Raw genomic sequence first — 14869 nt, 5'->3', positions numbered from 1 at the left:
CCACGTCAGGCCAGGGTCTCGGACTCCGAGCCGGACCCCGCCCCCGCCGCCTCGGTGGTCGGCTGCGTCTCACCGTCCCCCGGTGCCGTCCGGGTCGGCAGGGAAGCACTCGCCTGGGGCGTCGTGGGACCACTGGCCGAGTCGGAGGTGCCGGGTTCGCCGGGGGTGGTGGTCGGCGGGGTGGTCTCCGGGTCGGTGGTGGGCGGCTTGGTGGTCGGGGGCTTGGTGGTGGGGGGTGCCGAGGTGGTCGGCGGGTTGGAGGTCGACGGGGGTGCCGAGGTGGTGGGCGGCTCGGAGGTCCGCGTCTCACTGGGCGTGGGGCTCTGCGATTGGGTCTCGCTCGGCGTCGGCGAGGTGGACTCGCTCGGCGTGGGGCTCTGCGAGGTGGGGGGCTCCTCGACGGGCGCGCTCGGGGACTCGGTGAGCTCGGTGTCCTCGGGGAAGCTCGGCTCGCCCGGCTGCTCGGTGGCCGACGGGTTGGTGGAGACCTTGCCGGGGGTGTCCTCGCCGTCCGAGAGGGTGCCGAGGGCGACCACGGTGCCGAGTACGGCGACCAGGAGTACGCCCGCGCCCGCGCCGACCAGGTTGCGCCGGGCACCGCCCAGGAACCCGCCGCGCCGCCGCCCGTCGTCCTCCGTACCGGACCGGGCGGCCGCCGAGGCCGAGGCGCTGCCGCTGTCGCGGGCCACCAGGGTGATCGGTTCGAGCGGGGTCTCGTCCGGCTCGGCGGGACGCGGAAGTCCGAAAGCGGGGGTGGCGGGGGTGGCCTTCGGCTCGCCGCGACGGGGCACCTGGAGCGCCACCGTCCGGTCGTCCGGCGGGAGTTGGAGTACCGGCGGCAGGCTTCCGGTGCGGTCGGCGACGAGCGCGAGGGCGCGGCGCCCGGCGACGGTGCCGCGCTTGTCGGAGAGCGCGCCGCGCAGGCCGATGGAGGCCTCCAGCTCGGTACGGGCCCGGTCCGGGTGGCCCGTACACAGCGCGAGCACGCCCAGCTCGTGGTGGAAGTAGGCGTCCTCGGCGACCTCGCCGGTCAGCCGGGCGGCCTCCTGTCCGGAGCGCAACAGGCGTTCCCAGGCGCCCCATTCGAGGGCGGCGGCGAGCGCGGGCGCCGCCGTACGGGCGAGGGCGACCGAGACGTGCTGGGCGCCCTCCTCGGTGCGCGGGGCGCTGCCGGGCGCCGGGACCACGGCCGCGAGCGCGGCGAGCAGGGCGGCCGACTCGGCGGCCACCCGTGCCGGGTCGACGGAGGGGTGCCCGGACCACCAGGCGTAGTACTGGGCCGCGGTGTGCGCCCGGGCGGCCGCTTCCTCGGCGGTCCCGGTGTACCCGGCGGCGACGAGCTGGCCGAGCACGCCGGGCGCGAGCCGGTGACTGCCGCCGGTCACCAACACCAGGGCGGCTTCGGTGAGTTCGGCCATGGCGGCGTCCGCGTGCGTGTCCCCGACCAGTGCGGGCAGATGGGACGGGTGCGGGACCTCGCCGCCGAGCACGACGGCGATCCGCAGGGTCTCGCGGGCCGAGTCGCTCAGCCGGGACGCGAGCAGGGCGACCGGCGCGGCGCCCTCGGCGAGGCTGGGCATCGGTACCGGCGCGGCGAACACGGCGTCCTCCGGCGGGAGGGGCACGCCGTACGCGTCGACCTCCGGGGGAAGCGGATTGCCCTGCGCGTCGGTCTCGGCCGGGCCCGCGAGCAGCCGGTCGCGCTGCCGCAGCAGGGCGGCCGCCTGTACGAAGCGCAGCGGCAGTCCCTCGGACTCGAACCACAGGTCGCCCGCCCAGGTGGCCTCCTCCTCGGTGAGGCGGCGGCCGATACGGCTCTCCAGGAGTTCCAGGCCGCCCGCACGGTCGAGTCCGCCGAGGACGACCTCCTCGACACCCGACGTCGCGGACGGCGCGGGTATCTCGGGACCGGCCGCGAGCAGGAAGGCGCACTCGGGCGCGGCGGCGAGGAGTTCGTCGAGGGCGGCGCCGCCGAGTTCGAGGTCGTCCAGGACGACCACCGCGCCGATGTCCTGGAGGAGCTCCAGCAGCGGGCCCCGGTCGGGACGGTGCCCCGCGCCCCCGTACACGGCGGCGAACAGGTCGTACCAGAGGTCCTGGGCGCCGCGCTGGCGGCCGCCGAGGCGGACCACTCCGTCCGGCGCGAGCTGCGCGCAGTCCTCGGCGACCTGGTCGAGCAGGCTGCTGCGGCCCGAGCCCGGGGCTCCGGTCAGCCGTACCGAGCGGCCCTGCGCGAGCAGCCGTCCGAGCCGCTCGCGCTCCTCCTCGCGCTGGAGCAGTGGCGCGGCGGGCCGCTCCGGCAGTGGCGCGGCGGCGGCCCGTTCGGCGGGGGTGAGCTTCACGGGGCGCTCGGGCCGGGCGCCGGGCGGGCACAGCTCGATCTCGCTGCCGTCCACGGGGTTCACGGTGACCAGGTACTCGCCGCTGACCACGCGCGCCATCCGGGCGGGGGCCTGGGCGGGCTGCCCGAAGTCGGGCGCCAGCGGATCACGGGGCTGGGCGCGGCGGGAAGCCGACTCCTCGCCGTGCTCCTCGAGTTCGCCGTCGTGCGGATCCATGTGCAAAGCCCCCAAAGCTTTGTGTGCCGAGCGTCCGGTACCGGGGCCCTGCCGAAACCCGGCCGGCCGAACGGAGAGGGGGCGGGGCGGACGGGCTGACCCGAACCGCCGCTGCCGACCCGAACCGCTCGACCTGCCTGGTCCGAGAAAAGGCCCAGTGCGCGAATGGGGGGTTACCGGGTGGCACACTACGGGGGTCCACCGGGCAACCCCCCAGCTGCCGTTTTCGTTCCGGTGCCCACCCTTCAGGCCGTGGCGCATTCGTGCGGGCCAGGGCACCCTAGACGGTCCCGGGCACCCGGCGCACCAGTGGGGTACCACCGGGTCCGGGACGTCACGAAGACTCCGGAAACGAACGTGCGTACCTTTTCGCCCGCGTCGCCCCAAGGGCCGGTGGACGGGGCCGGTGGACGGGCACGGCATGCTTCGTACGCGACGGACCACCGCTGTCCGCGGTCGGCCACGAACCGTCGCACCCGGAAATCACGGGCGGGCGACCGCCCGGACGCGGCCGGGTCGCGGCGCGCGCTCAGACGCGGGGCAGGGCCTCGGTCACGATGCCGCCCTCGATGGCGAGGATGCGGTGCAGCCGGGTCGCGACGAGCAGGCGCTGCATCTGCAGCGGTACGCCGCGCAGCACCAGCCTGCGGCCGCAGCGCCCGGCGCGCCGGTGCGCGCCCATGATGACGCCGAGCCCGGCGGCGTCCCAGGACGTGAGCCCGGACAGGTCGAGGAGCAGATCCCCGGTGCCCTCGTCCAAGGCCGAGTGCAGGGCGGTCCGGGCGTCCGCCGCGGTGCGGACATCGAGGCGGCCCCCGACGACCAGCTCGGCGTGGTCGCCCCTGATGTGCATGTGCGCTCCCGGGAGTGCGGGGCGGCACTCGTGCCGGCACCGGGGCCGATGCACGAGTGCCGCAGGACTGGCAGTTCTCGCGTGTGTGCTCGCGTGGGTGTATGTCACAGCACCCGGCCGCCCGGGGGCGGTGCAAGTCGCTGTCCGTAAGCGAACCGATACCGAATTCGCTTTGGGGGACGGGACGAGCTTAGGGCCGACGACCCGTCAGTACGTGTAGAAACCCTGGCCGGTCTTGCGCCCGAGGTCGCCCGCGTCCACCATCCGCCGCAGCAGCTCCGGCGGGGCGAACTTCTCGTCCTGGCTCTCGGTGTAGATGTTGCTGGTCGCGTTCACCAGGATGTCGACGCCGGTCAGGTCCGTGGTCGCGAGCGGACCCATGGCGTGGCCGAAGCCCAGCCGGCAGGCGATGTCGATGTCCTCGGCGGTGGCCACGCCCGACTCGTAGAGCTTGGCCGCCTCGACGACCAGCGCCGAGATCAGCCGGGTGGTGACGAAGCCCGCGACGTCGCGGTTGACCACGATGCACGTCTTGCCGACGGACTCGGCGAACTCCCGGGTGGTGGCCAGGGTTTCGTCGCTGGTCTTGAGTCCGCGCACCAGTTCGCAGAGCTGCATCATGGGCACCGGCGAGAAGAAGTGCGCGCCGACCACCCGCTGCGGACGCTCGGTCGCCGCGGCGATCTTGGTGATCGGGATGGCGGAGGTGTTGGAGGCGAGCACCGCGTCCTCGGCCACGATCTTGTCGAGCGCCGCGAAGATCTCCTGCTTGACCTCGAGCTTCTCGAAGACGGCCTCGACGACGATGTCCGCGTCGGCCACCGCCTCCAGATCCGTGGAGGTCGTGATGCGCGCCAGGGCCGCCTCGGCGTCCGCGGCCTCGAGCTTGCCCTTGGCCACGAACTTCTCGTACGACTTCTCGATGCCGTCGGTGCCGCGGGTCAGTGCGGCGTCGGTGACATCACGCAGCACGACGTCCCAGCCGGCCTGGGCGGAGACCTGCGCGATGCCGGACCCCATGAGTCCGGCGCCGATGACGGCGAGCTTCCTGGCCACTGCGACACCCCTTGCACGCTGTTGACGTATGTCCGTTGACGTACGCCTGTTGACGTATGCCTGTTTTCGGTGATCTGTTCGCTGATCGGTCACGCACGCCTGACGGCGGCGTATGCCTGCGATGGCGTATGCCTTTCGGCGGACATTAGCGGTAGCGGGGCGTCCGTTGGGCGCATAGAGATGCGAGTCACGTCTCAAAGGACGGACATCACACCGGGCCGGGTGCCGGTGTGACCCAGTTGGCAGTCACGGGCGGGCAGTTGAGGCTCCGGCGCCCCTGTCGGGGGAACGGGAGCGGGCACCGGCGGGCGGCCCCGGGGAGTGTGGCGCAGCCCTCGGTTGCGTACGGCCGGACGGCTCCGGTCGATCGGAGCCCGCGCACTACCCTTGGCCGCATGGTCAATCTGACGCGTATCTACACCCGGACCGGCGACAAGGGCACCACGGCGCTCGGCGACATGAGCCGCACCGCCAAGACGGACCTCAGGATCTCGGCGTACGCGGACGCCAACGAGGCCAACGCCGTCCTCGGCACCGCCATCGCGCTCGGGCGGCTCGACGCGGAGGTGGTCCAGGTCCTCACGCGCGTGCAGAACGACCTCTTCGACGTCGGCGCCGACCTGTCCACGCCGGTCGTGGAGAACCCGGAGTTCCCGCCGCTGCGGGTGGAGCAGTTCTACATCGACCGGCTCGAGGCGGACTGCGACCGCTTCAACGAGCAGCTGGAGAAGCTGCGCAGCTTCATCCTGCCGGGCGGTACGCCGGGCGCGGCCCTGCTGCACCAGGCCTGCACCGTGGTCCGCCGCGCCGAGCGCTCCACCTGGGCCGCCTTCGAGGCGCACGGCGAGACGATGAACCCGCTCACCGCGACCTACCTCAACCGGCTCTCGGACCTGCTGTTCATCCTGGCCCGTATCGCCAACAAGGAGACCGGCGACGTGCTGTGGGTGCCGGGCGGCGAACGCTGACGAGCGCTGAGCGCCACTGAACACGACTGAACACGACTGAGCAGGACCGCGTACGACTCGGTCCTGCTCAGTACGTCAGCGCTCCTCCGTACGCCCCGCCGCCGGTCAGCCGATCGACGACCGCCGGGCGGAACGCTCCCCCTCTTCGCGCCCGTACTCGCCGTGCTTGTCCGCATCGTGCCTGTACTCGCCGTGCTTGTACTCGTCGCGCTCGTACCCGTCGTACTCGTCCCGCGCCCCGCTCTCCGCGCGCAGCCCGGCCGGTGCCTTCTTCGGCCAGATCGTGTACGTGAGGGCGATCAGTCCGTGGATCCCGGCGATCCGCAGCGCCGACCACTGCCAGTCGCGCAGCGAGTCGGTGGCCCCGTCGCCGCCGACGTACCAAATCGCGCACTGAAGGAGCGCCACCGCGACGCCGACCGCGAGCACGGTGCGCAGCCACAGCACGCCCTCGTGGCGGGCGCGGGCCAGTCCGTAGCGCGGGGGCTTGACCGGGCGGGGGCCCTTGCCGAAGCGGTACGCGGCGTGGGCGTCGAGACGGCCGATGGTGTAGTGGCCGTAGCCGACGGTGAAGCCGATGTAGAGGGCGGCGAGACCGTGTTCCCAGCTGGGGTCCGCGCCGTTCTTGAGGTCGATCGCGGTGACCACGAGCAGCACCAGCTCCAGGAGCGGCTCGCAGAGCAGCAATGCCAAGCCCGTGCGGGGCATTCGCAGCAGATAGCGCACCGCGAGTCCGGCGGCGAGGAGCACCCAGAAGGCGACCTCGCAGATGATGATCAGGGTGACGATCACGGCTCACTCCCAGCGCTCTCGCGTCCTGCCCGTCCTGCCTGTCCTGTCCGTCCTGTCCGGGACGGCCTGCGCCGCCTCGTACGGAACGTTCTTCGCGCCCCGTCGAGGACGCCCTTCCAGGCTCCCGGCAAAGGGCCCCCGGGGTCGTCGTCGGCAGTGAGGAACCGGGGCTGCATCCTTCGATGTAGCCGTGGGCGGCGGGCCGCCGGGGCGCGGCGCGTGTCCGGCTGCCGCAGTACCCGGTTCGATGTAGCGCGCGGCCCGCGGCTCCTCCCCCGGGGGCAGGCACGAGCCCGGTGGGCCGTGTTGGATGGGAGGCATGTCCGCGCGCCCGCCCCGCCCGCACCGCCACGATGTGATGATCGCCGTGGTGGGGCTGTTGAGCGGCCTGCTCCTGTGGGGCATCGGCCTGTACAACAAGACCGAGCCCGCCCCGCTGGAACACGGCGCCTGGGTGCTGCCCCCGCTGATCGTCACCGCGGCACTGGAGCTGCTGCGCCGCACCCGTCCGCAGTTCGCGCTGGTGGTCGGGACCCTGGCGCTGGTCGCGGACCAGTTCACGCCGGGCAGTCTCGCCACCGTCGTGATGTTCACGGACCTGATGTACGCGGCCGTGGTCTACGGCTCCCCCGCCGCCGCCCGCCGTATCCCGGTGACCACCGGACTGATCACGATCGGTGTCACGCTGGGCTTTCTGGCCTGGTTCCGCAAACCCGAGGCCCTGCTCGTCGGTGTGGTCACCGGCCTGGTGAGCTTCGCGCCCGCCTGTACCGGCGCGCTGCTGCGCAACCACCGCGACGCCGCCGAGTCGGCCCGGCTGCGGGCCGAACAGACCGCGCTGCTCGCCGAGATGGACCGGGCGCAGGCGGTGGCCGCCGAGCGCGCGCGGATGGCCAGGGAACTGCACGACATGGTGGCCAACCACCTCTCCGCGATCGCCATCCACTCCACCGCCGCGCTGTCCCTGGACAACGAACGGACCACCCGCGAGGCCATGGTGGTCATCCGCGAGAACAGCGTGGACGGCCTGGCCGAAATGCGCCGCCTGATCGGGATCCTGCGCGACGACAGCGGGGAGCACGAGCCCGCCGCCGCGCCGACCCTGGAGGGGCTCGGCAGCCTGGTCGAGGGCGCGCGTACCAATGGTCTGGACGTGGTGCTGAGCGACCGGCGCCCCACCGGCGCGGACGGTACGCCCCTGCCGCTTCCGGCGCCGGTCGAGCTGGCCGCGTACCGGATCGTGCAGGAGTCGCTGACCAACGCGCTCAAGCACGCCGCCCCCGGCAAGGTCACGGTGGGCCTCGCACACCGCGACGAGAACCTGGAGGTACGGGTGAGAAGTCCCTACGCGGACCGGGACGGACCGAGGGCGCCCGGCAGCGGCGCCGGTCTGGTCGGTATGCGGGAGCGGGTCGCCCTGCTGCGCGGAGACTTCGCGGCCGGGGCGGGCCCGGACTCCGCGAACGGCGGCCGCGTCTGGGAGGTCCGTGCCGCCCTGCCGCTGGGGGCCGAGGCCTCCGGCGCCGCCCCGAACACGAATGAGGAGCCGAAGGCATGACGATCCGGGTACTGGTCGCCGAGGACCAGTCGGCGGTCCGCGCCGGACTCGTACTGATCCTGCGCAGCGCGCCGGACATCGAGGTGTGCGGGGAGGCCGCGGACGGCGAACAGGCGGTGGAACTCGCCCGCGAACTGAGGCCCGACCTGGTGCTCATGGACGTACAGATGCCCCGCCTCGACGGAGTCGCGGCCACCCGCCGGGTGGTCGCCGAGGGCCTGGCCGACGTCCTCGTCCTGACCACCTTCGACCTCGACGAGTACGTCTTCGGCGCCCTGCGCGCCGGTGCCTCGGGTTTCCTCCTGAAGAACACCGAGGCCGGTGACCTCCTCGAAGCGGTACGGACGGTGGCGCGCGGCGAGGGGCTCATCGCGCCCGCGGTCACCCGGCGGCTGATCGCGGAGTTCGCCGCCGGGCCCGCCGCCGAGGAGTCCCCGGCGGCCGACCTGGAGGTACTCGAACGGCTGACCCGGCGCGAGCGCGAGGTCCTGTCGAGCCTGGGCAAGGGCCTGTCCAACGCGGAGATCGCGGTACGCCTCGACATGGCGGAGGCCACCGTGAAGACCCATGTCAGCAGGCTCCTGGCCAAGCTGGAACTGCGCAGCCGGGTCCAAGCGGCCGTACTGGCACAGGAGTTGGGGGTCTGACGGCCTGCGGGGCCGAGGCGGACGCGGACCCCGCGGGCGAGGGCCGGCCGCCGAACTGCCGGTCGGCCGCCCGGACATGAAGTGTCGTCATGTTCTCTGGTCCAGACCTCTTGACCGGTGGTACAGACCTTTCTATTCTCGCGGCACTGCGGTGAGCAGTGCATGACAGGCGGGCGGCCGCACCTCCTCGCGGCCCTCGCCGTCGCGCCCCGCTCACGGGCGGCGCAGGTTCCTGGTTCCACCCCCACAACCGGACCTCACCCCGAGGAGGCGCAGCATGCGCTTCGGACACAGAGCCGCCGCAGGGATCACCGCCCTGCTCCTCCCCCTCGCCGCCGCGGTCGGACTCGTGAGCGCGTCCGCCGCGGCCGAGACCGGCCAGGAGACCCGGCAGGAGACCGCCACCGCACGCACCGGCCCGGCCGCGGCAGCCCCCGCTGCCTCGAACGTCAAGCTCGGCTACTTCACCGAGTGGGGCGTCTACGGCCGCAACTACCACGTCAAGAACCTCGACACCTCCGGCTCCGCGGCCAAGATCACCCACATCAACTACGCCTTCGGCAACGTCACCGGCGGCAAGTGCGCGATCGGCGACTCCTACGCGGACTACGAGAAGGCCTACAGCGCCGAGCAGTCCGTGGACGGCAAGGCCGACACCTGGGACCAGCCGCTGCGCGGCAACTTCAACCAGCTGCGCAAGCTCAAGGCCAAGTACCCCGACCTGAAGATCCTCTGGTCCTTCGGCGGCTGGACCTGGTCCGGCGGCTTCACCGAGGCCGCGAAGAACCCGGAGGCCTTCGCCGAGTCCTGCCACAAGCTCGTCGAGGACCCCCGCTGGGCCGATGTCTTCGACGGCATCGACATCGACTGGGAGTACCCCAACGCCTGCGGCCTGAGCTGCGACTCCAGCGGCCCGGACGCCTACAAGAAGCTGATGCAGTCGCTGCGTTCGAAGTTCGGCAACGATTACCTGGTGACCTCGGCGGTGACCGCCGACGGCTCCGACGGCGGCAAGATCGACGCCACCGACTACGCCGGCGCGGCCCCGTACGTCAACTGGTACAACGTCATGTCCTACGACTTCTTCGGCGCCTGGTCCGCCCAGGGCCCGACCGCACCGCACTCCCCGCTCACCCCGTACGAGGGCATCCCGCAGAAGGGCTTCACCACCGCGGAGGCCATCGCCAAGTTCAAGGCCAAGGGCGTCCCCGCGGACAAACTCCTCCTCGGCATCGGCTTCTACGGACGCGGCTGGACCGGCGTGACCCAGGCGGCACCCGGCGGCACGGCCACCGGCCCGGCGAGCGGAACCTACGAACAGGGCATCGAGGACTACAAGGTCCTCAAGTCGAGCTGCCCCGCCAACGGAACCGTGGCCGGGACCGCGTACGCCCACTGCGGCAACAACTGGTGGAGCTACGACACCCCGCAGACCATCGGCTCCAAGCTCGCCTGGGCCAAGCAACAGGGCCTGGGCGGCGCCTTCTTCTGGGAGTTCAGCGGCGACACGGCCAATGGTGAACTCGTCAGCGCCATCGACAGCGGTCTGAGGTAGCCGGTCGCCGTACCGGAAGACTGGTCAGCCGGTACGGCGACGAACCTCCCGAGTACGAAGCCGGGAGAACGGGTACGCCCCCCGTTCTCCCGGCTTCCTCGGTGTGCGCGGCGCCCTCATCGCCTCGCGTCCGCACCGCCCGCGCCATGTCCGCACTCTTGTACGGGAGTTGTGGAGGCGGCCAGAATGCCCCATGCCCCATCCGAGGTTCGCTTCCGGCCTCGGACCCTTCGGTACCACAGAGGAACCCCCCACATGAAGAAGTCCCTTCTCGGCGCCCTCTTCGCCGTCGTCCTCAGCGGCGCGAGCGCGGCCCCCGCGCTCGCCGTCCAGGCCCCGGACGCCCCGGCCAAGAAGCCCGCTCCCCGCGCGGTGAACTTCGCGGGCACCGTGGCGCTCAGCAACTGTTCCGGCTCCGTGGTCCGGATGCCCGACTCCCAGCCCGGCGACCCGGCCCTGGTCATGTCCAACGGCCACTGCCTGGAGGGCGGCATGCCCGGCCCCGGCGACGTCGTCGTGGACCAGCCCTCCAGCCGTACGTTCACGCTGCTCGACGCCAAGGCGCAGGACGTCGCCACGCTCAAGGCCTCCAAGGTCGTGTACGGCACCATGACCGACACGGACGTCTCCCTGTACGAACTCACCACCACGTACCAGGAGATCGAGCAGCAGCACGGCATCAAGGCGCTGGAGCTCCAGGACCAGCACCCGGAGCAGGGCAGGGCCATCACGGTCGTGTCCGGCTACTGGAAGAAGACCTACAGCTGCAGCGTCGGCGGCTTCGCCCACGAACTGCGCGAGGGCGACTGGACCTTCAAGGACTCGCTCCGCTACACCTCGGAGTGCGACATCATCGGCGGCACCTCCGGCTCGCCGGTCCTGGACGACGAGACCGGCAAGGTCGTCGCCGTCAACAACACCATCAACGAGGGCGCCGAGGACTGCTCGGTGAACAACCCCTGCGAGGTGGACGAGAACGGCGAGGTCACCGTTCACAAGAACATCGGCTACGCCCAGGAGACCTACGGCATACCCGCCTGCATCGGCGAGGGCAGCAAGCTCGACCTCGACGCCGAGGGCTGCACCCTGCCGAAGCCTTCCGGCCGCTGAACCCGAAGCACGCACCACTGAGACGGCCCCGGCCGCTCCGTGACGTCAGCCGCCGCCCGGCTTCGGCCGGGCGGCGGTCGTCGTCGTCGCCCGGTCACGTCCACCGGTGAAACGACAACTGCCCCGTCACGGCGGGGCAGTTGAGAAACACGTACGAAAGCTGATGACCCTCAGGCCACATTGACCCTCCCCCAGACTCCGTCCGGGGGGACCCCCATCCAAAGAGACTCTTCTTCTCAGGCCACATTGACTCTCCCCCAGACTCCGTCCGGGGGGACCCCCATCCAAAGAGACTCTTCTTCTCAGGCCACATTGACTCTTTGGCCCGGAGGCGCCGCCTCCAGCCACGCCAGGAACCCGGTCAGGGCATCCTCGCTCATGGCCAACTCCAGCCGGGTGTCCCGATGCACGCAGGTCAGCACGACCGCGTCCGACAGCAGGGCGAGTTCCTCCTCGCCCTCCGGTGCCCGGCGGCCGACCACCTCGATCGTGGCCCGCTCCAGGATCCGGCGCGGGCGCGGCGCGTACGAGAAGACGCGGAACCACTGGACCCGGTCGCCGCTGTACCGGGCGATGCCGTACGTCCAGCCCTTGCCCGAGCGGGAGGACTCCTCCGGCGTGGGCGCGTCCCAGCGCAGGCTGCAGTCGAACGTGCCGCCCGAGCGCTGGATGATCCGGCGCCGCAGCCCGAAGCAGAACAGGCCCACCAGTACGAGCACGACCAACGCGATACCGCACACCAGCAAAGCGAGGACCATCAGTATCGACCTCCTCGCCTCATCAGTAACACCACGGTCAAATCCGATCCCGCATTCACCTCAGCCGCGACCCGGTCCGGAGAGGCTCCGGACCCGGCCGCGGCTGAGTCACAACAGGTGGTACGCCTCGTCAGCGCACCGCCACCGCGCGCAGGCGGACATCGGCGCGACGCTCGGCCGAGGCGTCCGCCTCGGACTTCGCGCGCTCCAGCGCCCGCTCGGCACGCTGGACATCGATCTCGTCGGAAAGCTCGGCGATCTCCGCGAGCAGCGACAGCTTGTTGTCCGCGAACGAGATGAAACCGCCGTGCACCGCGGCGACGACGGCCTGGCCGTCGCTCGTGCGGACGGTCACCGGGCCCGATTCCAGCACACCGAGCAGCGGCTGGTGACCGGGCATGACGCCGATGTCGCCGGACGTGGTGCGCGCGATGACCAGGGTGGCCTCTCCGGACCAGACCTGGCGGTCGGCGGCGACCAGCTCGACGTGCAGCTCAGCAGCCAAGGGTGGCTCCTCGGGTCACCACCCGGCGGGATCGGTGCCGGGTGTTGGGTCGAATTCTAGAAAGACTAGAGGGAAGTACCGAGAGGGACGGACGCACCTGGGGTCCGCCGGAGCGAATCCGGGGCGTGCCGCCCCTCTCGTCGAAAGCCGGTGCCTCAGGAGACGCCGAGCTCCTTGGCGTTGGCCTTGAGGTCCTCAATGCCACCGCACATGAAGAACGCCTGCTCGGGGAAGTGGTCGTACTCGCCGTCGCAGATCGCGTTGAAGGCCGCGATCGACTCGTCGAGGGACACGTCCGAACCGTCGACGCCGGTGAACTGCTTGGCGACGTGGGTGTTCTGGGACAGGAAGCGCTCCACGCGACGGGCACGGTGGACGACGAGCTTGTCCTCCTCGCCGAGCTCGTCGATACCGAGGATCGCGATGATGTCCTGAAGATCCTTGTACTTCTGCAGGATCGTCTTGACGCGCATCGCCGCTTCGTAGTGGTCCTGCGCGATGTAGCGCGGGTCCAGGATGCGGGACGTGGAGTCCAGCGGGTCCACGGCCGGGTAGATGCCCTTCTCCGAGATCGGACGGGAGAGCACCGTCGTCGCGTCGAGGTGGGCGAAGGTGGTGGCCGGGGCCGGGTCGGTCAGGTCGTCCGCGGGGACGTAGATCGCCTGCATCGAGGTGATCGAGTGACCACGGGTCGAGGTGATGCGCTCCTGGAGGAGGCCCATCTCGTCGGCCAGGTTCGGCTGGTAGCCCACCGCGGAGGGCATACGGCCGAGCAGGGTCGAGACCTCGGAACCGGCCTGGGTGAAGCGGAAGATGTTGTCGATGAAGAACAGCACGTCCTGCTTCTGCACATCGCGGAAGTACTCCGCCATGGTCAGACCGGCCAGGGCCACGCGCAGACGGGTGCCCGGGGGCTCGTCCATCTGGCCGAAGACCAGCGCGGTCTTGTCGATGACGCCGGACTCGCTCATCTCCTCGATGAGGTCGTTGCCCTCACGGGTACGCTCACCGACGCCCGCGAACACCGACACACCGTCGTGGTTGTTGGCCACGCGGTAGATCATTTCCTGGATCAGCACGGTCTTGCCGACACCGGCACCACCGAACAGACCGATCTTTCCACCCTTGACGTACGGGGTGAGCAGGTCGATGACCTTGACGCCGGTCTCGAACATCTCGGTCTTCGACTCGAGCTCGTCGAAGTTCGGCGCCTTGCGGTGGATCGTCCAGCGCTCACCGTCGTACTTCTCGTCGACGTTCAGCACCTCACCGAGGGTGTTGAACACCTTGCCCTTGGTGAAGTCGCCGACCGGGACGGTGATGCCCGTACCGGTGTCGGTGACCGGAGCCTGGCGGACCAGGCCGTCGGTGGGCTGCATCGAGATCGCGCGGACCAGGCCCTCACCGAGGTGCTGGGCAACCTCGAGGGTCAGGGTCTTCAGGGCGCCGTCCTGGGCCGGGTCGGCGACCTGGACCGTCAGCGCGTTGTAGATCTCCGGCATCGCGTCGACGGGGAACTCCACGTCGACGACCGGGCCGATGACCCGGGCGACGCGGCCCGTGGCAGCGGCCGTCTCAACTGTCGTCGTCATTACTTGTCACTCCCCGCGGTCGCGTCGGCCAGGGCGCTCGCGCCACCGACGATCTCGCTGATTTCCTGGGTGATTTCGGCCTGGCGGGCCGCGTTGGCAAGACGGGAGAGGTTGTTGATCAGGTCTCCCGCATTGTCGGTCGCCGACTTCATCGCGCGGCGGGTGGCGGCGTGCTTGGAGGCAGCCGACTGGAGCAGCGCGTTGTAGATACGGCTCTCGACATAGCGCGGCAGCAGGGCGTCGAGGACGTCCTCCGCCGACGGCTCGAAGTCGTAGAGCGGCAGGATCTCGTCCTTGGCGGGCGACTCCTCCGCGACCTCGTCGAGGCTGAGCGGCAGCAGACGGTTGTCGACCGCCGTCTGCGTCATCATCGAGACGAACTCGGTGTAGACGATGTGGAGTTCGTCCACGCCGCCCTCCGCCGTCTCCTTCTCGATCGCCTCGATCAGCGGTCCCGCGATCTGCTTGGCGTCCGCGTACGTGGGCTCGTCCGTGAAACCGCTCCACTGCGCCGCGATCTTGCGCTCGCGGAAGTTGTAGTGGGCGGCACCACGACGGCCGACGATGTACGTGTCGACCTCGCGGCCCGCGGCCTGCAGGCGCTCCGTCAGCTGCTCGGCGGCCTTGATGGCGTTCGAGTTGAAGGCACCGGCCAGACCGCGGTCGCTCGTGAGGAGCAGGACCGCGCTGCGGGTCGGGTTCTTCGACTCGGTCGTCAGCGGGTGATCAGTGTTCGAACCGGTACCGACCGCCGTGACCGCGCGGGTGAGCTCGGTCGCGTAAGGAGTGGAGGCCGCCACCTTGCGCTGCGCCTTGACGACGCGCGAGGCGGCGATCATCTCCATCGCCTTGGTGATCTTCTTGGTCGCGGTGACGGATCGGATGCGACGCTTGTAGACCCGGAGCTGGGCTCCCAT

The 14869-nt window shown here is 70.9% G+C and carries 11 protein-coding genes and 2 pseudogenes; 5 read left to right on the top strand and 8 right to left on the bottom strand.

Going from position 1 to position 14869, the window contains the following annotated elements:
• Positions 1-5 precede the first annotated feature (5 nt).
• The 3 genes from HUT18_RS25300 to HUT18_RS25290 form a co-directional block, all read right to left on the bottom strand.
• Positions 6-2558 carry an ATP-binding protein gene (locus tag HUT18_RS25300; RefSeq protein WP_176102838.1) on the bottom strand — a complete coding sequence of 851 codons (2553 nt, stop codon included), beginning with the start codon at positions 2556-2558 and terminating at the stop codon, positions 6-8.
• 529 nt (positions 2559-3087) lie between these two features.
• Entirely contained in the window at positions 3088-3411 is a 324-nt protein-coding gene (locus HUT18_RS25295) for an STAS domain-containing protein (protein ID WP_176102837.1), read from the bottom strand.
• Between the two features lie 207 nt (positions 3412-3618).
• Positions 3619-4467: a 3-hydroxyacyl-CoA dehydrogenase family protein gene (locus HUT18_RS25290; protein ID WP_176102836.1), complete on the bottom strand. Its 849-nt coding sequence runs from the start codon at positions 4465-4467 to the stop codon at positions 3619-3621.
• Between the two features lie 395 nt (positions 4468-4862).
• On the opposite strand from HUT18_RS25290, the gene HUT18_RS25285 reads away from it, so the two are divergent.
• The gene (locus HUT18_RS25285; protein ID WP_176102835.1) at positions 4863-5435 is read left to right on the top strand and encodes a cob(I)yrinic acid a,c-diamide adenosyltransferase; all 573 of its coding nucleotides are present in this window, start codon (positions 4863-4865) and stop codon (positions 5433-5435) included.
• A gap of 258 nt (positions 5436-5693) precedes the next feature.
• On the opposite strand, the pseudogene HUT18_RS25280 reads toward HUT18_RS25285, so the two are convergent.
• Positions 5694-6227: pseudogene (locus HUT18_RS25280) on the bottom strand (hypothetical protein); the annotation flags it as partial.
• 319 nt (positions 6228-6546) lie between these two features.
• Between HUT18_RS25280 and HUT18_RS25275 the strand changes: the two are divergent.
• The 4 genes and pseudogenes from HUT18_RS25275 (at position 6547) to HUT18_RS25260 (ending at position 11097) form a co-directional block, all read left to right on the top strand.
• Positions 6547-7785 carry a sensor histidine kinase gene (locus tag HUT18_RS25275; protein WP_176102834.1) on the top strand — a complete coding sequence of 413 codons (1239 nt, stop codon included), beginning with the start codon at positions 6547-6549 and terminating at the stop codon, positions 7783-7785.
• Positions 7782-8432, top strand: a complete 651-nt coding sequence (locus HUT18_RS25270; protein WP_176102833.1) for a response regulator transcription factor — start codon at positions 7782-7784, stop codon at positions 8430-8432. Before HUT18_RS25275 ends, HUT18_RS25270 begins: the two co-directional genes overlap by 4 nt.
• A gap of 448 nt (positions 8433-8880) precedes the next feature.
• Positions 8881-9987: pseudogene (locus HUT18_RS25265) on the top strand (glycoside hydrolase family 18 protein); the annotation flags it as partial.
• Between the two features lie 255 nt (positions 9988-10242).
• The gene (locus tag HUT18_RS25260; RefSeq protein ID WP_176102831.1) at positions 10243-11097 is read left to right on the top strand and encodes a serine protease; all 855 of its coding nucleotides are present in this window, start codon (positions 10243-10245) and stop codon (positions 11095-11097) included.
• A 302-nt stretch (positions 11098-11399) separates the two neighbouring features.
• Here HUT18_RS25260 and HUT18_RS25255 read toward each other — a convergent pair whose 3' ends face one another.
• From HUT18_RS25255 to HUT18_RS25240, 4 genes are all read right to left on the bottom strand, one after another.
• Positions 11400-11855, bottom strand: a complete 456-nt coding sequence (locus tag HUT18_RS25255) for a DUF2550 domain-containing protein (RefSeq protein ID WP_176102830.1) — start codon at positions 11853-11855, stop codon at positions 11400-11402.
• A gap of 130 nt (positions 11856-11985) precedes the next feature.
• Positions 11986-12360, bottom strand: a complete 375-nt coding sequence (locus HUT18_RS25250) for a F0F1 ATP synthase subunit epsilon (RefSeq protein WP_176102829.1) — start codon at positions 12358-12360, stop codon at positions 11986-11988.
• A 155-nt stretch (positions 12361-12515) separates the two neighbouring features.
• Entirely contained in the window at positions 12516-13952 is a 1437-nt protein-coding gene (gene atpD, locus HUT18_RS25245; RefSeq protein ID WP_176102828.1) for a F0F1 ATP synthase subunit beta, read from the bottom strand.
• Positions 13952-14869 (bottom strand): F0F1 ATP synthase subunit gamma, encoded by a 918-nt coding sequence (locus HUT18_RS25240; RefSeq protein ID WP_176102827.1) that lies wholly within the window; start codon positions 14867-14869, stop codon positions 13952-13954. Before HUT18_RS25240 ends, atpD begins: the two co-directional genes overlap by 1 nt.

The sequence above is a fragment of the Streptomyces sp. NA04227 genome, from assembly GCF_013364195.1.
GTDB lineage: Bacteria > Actinomycetota > Actinomycetes > Streptomycetales > Streptomycetaceae > Streptomyces.
The sequence above is the reverse complement of the archived record's forward strand: the minus strand, read 5'-3'. Positions and strand labels throughout refer to the sequence as shown.

Coding starts and splice junctions, on each gene's coding strand:
- HUT18_RS25270 (WP_176102833.1), top strand. CDS start 7,782: ATGACGATCCGGGTACTGGTCGCCGAGGACCAGTCGGCGGTCCGCGCC.
- atpD (WP_176102828.1), bottom strand. CDS start 13,952: ATGACGACGACAGTTGAGACGGCCGCTGCCACGGGCCGCGTCGCCCGG.
- HUT18_RS25300 (WP_176102838.1), bottom strand. CDS start 2,558: ATGGATCCGCACGACGGCGAACTCGAGGAGCACGGCGAGGAGTCGGCT.
- HUT18_RS25240 (WP_176102827.1), bottom strand. CDS start 14,869: ATGGGAGCCCAGCTCCGGGTCTACAAGCGTCGCATCCGATCCGTCACC.
- HUT18_RS25295 (WP_176102837.1), bottom strand. CDS start 3,411: ATGCACATCAGGGGCGACCACGCCGAGCTGGTCGTCGGGGGCCGCCTC.
- HUT18_RS25260 (WP_176102831.1), top strand. CDS start 10,243: ATGAAGAAGTCCCTTCTCGGCGCCCTCTTCGCCGTCGTCCTCAGCGGC.
- HUT18_RS25285 (WP_176102835.1), top strand. CDS start 4,863: ATGGTCAATCTGACGCGTATCTACACCCGGACCGGCGACAAGGGCACC.
- HUT18_RS25255 (WP_176102830.1), bottom strand. CDS start 11,855: ATGGTCCTCGCTTTGCTGGTGTGCGGTATCGCGTTGGTCGTGCTCGTA.
- HUT18_RS25275 (WP_176102834.1), top strand. CDS start 6,547: ATGTCCGCGCGCCCGCCCCGCCCGCACCGCCACGATGTGATGATCGCC.